The following is a 2,792-nucleotide window of genomic DNA, read 5'->3' as shown; positions in this document are numbered from 1 at the left end:
ATGGCGCTCTCGACGCCCCACAGGCCCCAGGCGATCGCGGTGGCGGGCAGGCCGTTGGTCCTGCGGTGCTGGGCCAGGGCGTCCAGGTAGGCGTTGGCCGCGGCGTAGCTCGCCTGGCCGGGCGCGCCGAGCACGCCGGAGAGCGAGGAGAACACGACGAACGCGGACAGGTCACCGGTCAGCTCGTGCAGGTTCCAGGCGGCGTCGGCCTTGGGGCGCAGCACGGTGTCCAGGCGCTCGGGGGTGAGCGCGGTGACGACGCCGTCGTCGAGCACACCGGCGGCGTGCACGACGGCCGACACCTCGACGCCGGTCAGGGCCTCGGCGAGCGCGTCCCGGTCGGCGGCGTCGCACGCCTTGAGCGCCACGCGGGCGCCCGCCGACTCCAGCTCCGCGCCGAACTCGGCGGCGCCCTCGGCGGCCAGGCCCCGGCGGCTGAGCAGGACCAGGTCCCGCACGCCGCGCACGGCCACCAGGTGCCGGGAGATGACCTTGCCGAGCGCGCCGGTCGCGCCCGTGACCACGACCGCGCCGGAGCCGAAACCGGGGTCCTCGGCCTCCGCGGGCGGGGTGGCTCGGACGAACCGGGGGTAGTGGCCGACCCCGTCGCGGAAGACCACCTGCGGCTCGCCGGAGGCCAGCGCCAGCGGCAGGGCCCGCTCCAGGTCGGTCCAGTCGTCCAGGTCCACCAGCAGGAACAGGTCGGGGTTCTCGGCCTGCGCGGTGCGCACCAGGCCCCACACCGCCGCACCGGCCAGGTCGGGGGCGGCCTCGCCGCGCACCGACACCGCGCCCTCGGTCACCACGACCAGGTGCGAGGCGGCGAACCGGTTCTCCGACAGCCAGGTCTGGAGCACCGCGAGCACCCGGTGGACCTCGGCGCGCGCCGAGTCCGGGTCGGCGCAGCCCGCGATGGGCAGCACCACGACGCCCGGCACCTCGGCGCCCACCTCGCCCCACGCGGTCCAGGTGACCGGGTCGGCGCCGCCCTGGTCGAGGGCGGTCCAGCCGACCTCCAGCAGCGAGCCCCGGCCGGTGGTGGCCCGCGCGCCCGCGTGGGCCTGGCGCAGCGCCAGCGCGTCGACGGTGAGCACGGGCGCGCCGGTCGGGTCGGCGACGGCGAGCGCGACGGCGTTGCCGGTGGGCGTGACGCGCACCCGCACCGACGAGGCGCCGGTGGCGTGCACGGCGACCCCGTTCCAGGCGAACGGGAGCGTGGCGGCCTGGTCCTCGCCTCGGGTGAGCGCGATGGCGTGCAGGGCGGCGTCGAGCAGGGCCGGGTGCACCTCGTAGCCGGAGGCGTCGACCTCCTCGGGCAGGGCGACCTCGGCGAACACCTCGTCACCGCGCCGCCAGGCCGCGCGCAGGCCCTGGAACGCCGGGCCGTAGCCGTAGCCGCGGGCGGCCAGCTCCGCGTAGTGCCCGGTGAGGTCCAGCTCGGTGGCGTCCGGGGGCGCCCACCGGCCGGGCTCGCCGGTCAGGTCGGCGTCGGTCGTGGCGACCGCGGGGTCCGGGACGAGCGAGCCGGTGGCGTGCCTGGTCCACTGCGCGCCCTCGGCGTCGGGTCGGGAGTGCGCGGTGACCGTGCGGCGGCCGGACTCGTCCGGGCCGCCCACGGCGACCTGGAGCACGACGCCGCCGCGCTCCGGGAGCACGAGCGGGGACTGGAGGGTCAGCTCCTCGACCCGGCCGCAGCCGACCTGGTCGCCCGCCTGGACGGCCAGCTCCACGAACGCCGTGCCGGGCAGCAGGACCTCGCCCGAGACGGTGTGGTCGGCCAGCCACGCGTGGGTGCGCGGCGAGATCCGGCCGGTGAGCAGGACGCCGTCGCCCTCGGCGGTGGTGAGCACGTCCCCGGCCAGCGGGTGGCCGCTGCCCGAGCCCGTGCCGCCGACGGCGGCGTCGAGCCAGTAGCGGCGGCGCTGGAACGGGTAGGTGGGCAGGTCGACCGGTCGGGCGCCGGAACCGGCGAACAGCGCGGCCCAGTCCGGGGTCGTGCCCCGGACGAACAGCGCGCCCACGGCGGCGGCCAGCGCGGTGGTCTCCGGGTGCTCGGCGCGCTGGGTGGCGGTCAGCAGCGCGGCGCCCTCGTCGAGCAGGCAGTCGCGGCCGAGCGCGGTGAGCACCGCGTCCGGGCCGACCTCCAGGAACGTGGTGGCGCCCCTGGCCTCCAGCTCGCGCACGGCGTCGTGGAAGCGCACCGCGCCGCGCACGTGCCGCACCCAGTACTCCGGGTCGGTCAGCTCGCCGGGTTCGGCGAGGCGGCCGGTGAGGGTGGAGACCACGGGGGTGGTCGGCTCGGCGTAGGCGATGCTCGTGGCGACCTCGCGGAACGCGTCGAGCACCTCGTCGGTGTGCGGGGAGTGGAAGGCGTGGGACACGGCGAGGGCGCGGGTCTTGAGGCCCTCGGCCTTCCAGGTCGCCACCAGTTCGGCCAGCGCGTCGGCGTCGCCGGAGACGACGGTCGAGGCGGGGCCGTTCACGGCGGCCACGTCGACCCGGCCCTCCAGGCCCACGAGGTCGGCGCGGACGCGCTCCTCGGTGGCCAGGACCGAGACCATGCCGCCGTCGGGGCGCATGGACTGCATGAGCCTGCCGCGCGCGGCGACCAGCCTGGCCGCGTCGGCCAGGGAGAACACCCCGGCGACGTGGGCGGCGGCCAGCGCGCCGATCGCGTGGCCCGCGAGGAGGGCCGCGCGCACGCCCCAGGACCGGAGCAGGCGGGGCAGGGCGACCTCGAAGGCGAACAGGGCGGGCTGGCTGTAGCGGGTCTGCTGCACCAGGTCCGGGTC

General features: G+C 77.5%; 1 protein-coding gene. It reads right to left on the bottom strand.

Going from position 1 to position 2,792, the window contains the following annotated elements:
• The coding region (locus ACTUAL_RS17635) for an SDR family NAD(P)-dependent oxidoreductase (protein WP_440901043.1) at window positions 1-2,792 on the bottom strand (2,792 nt) is incomplete at both ends.

The organism is Actinosynnema sp., from assembly GCF_052038725.1.
Note: the sequence above shows the minus strand (reverse complement) of the source record. Positions and strands in the feature narration are given on the sequence as shown.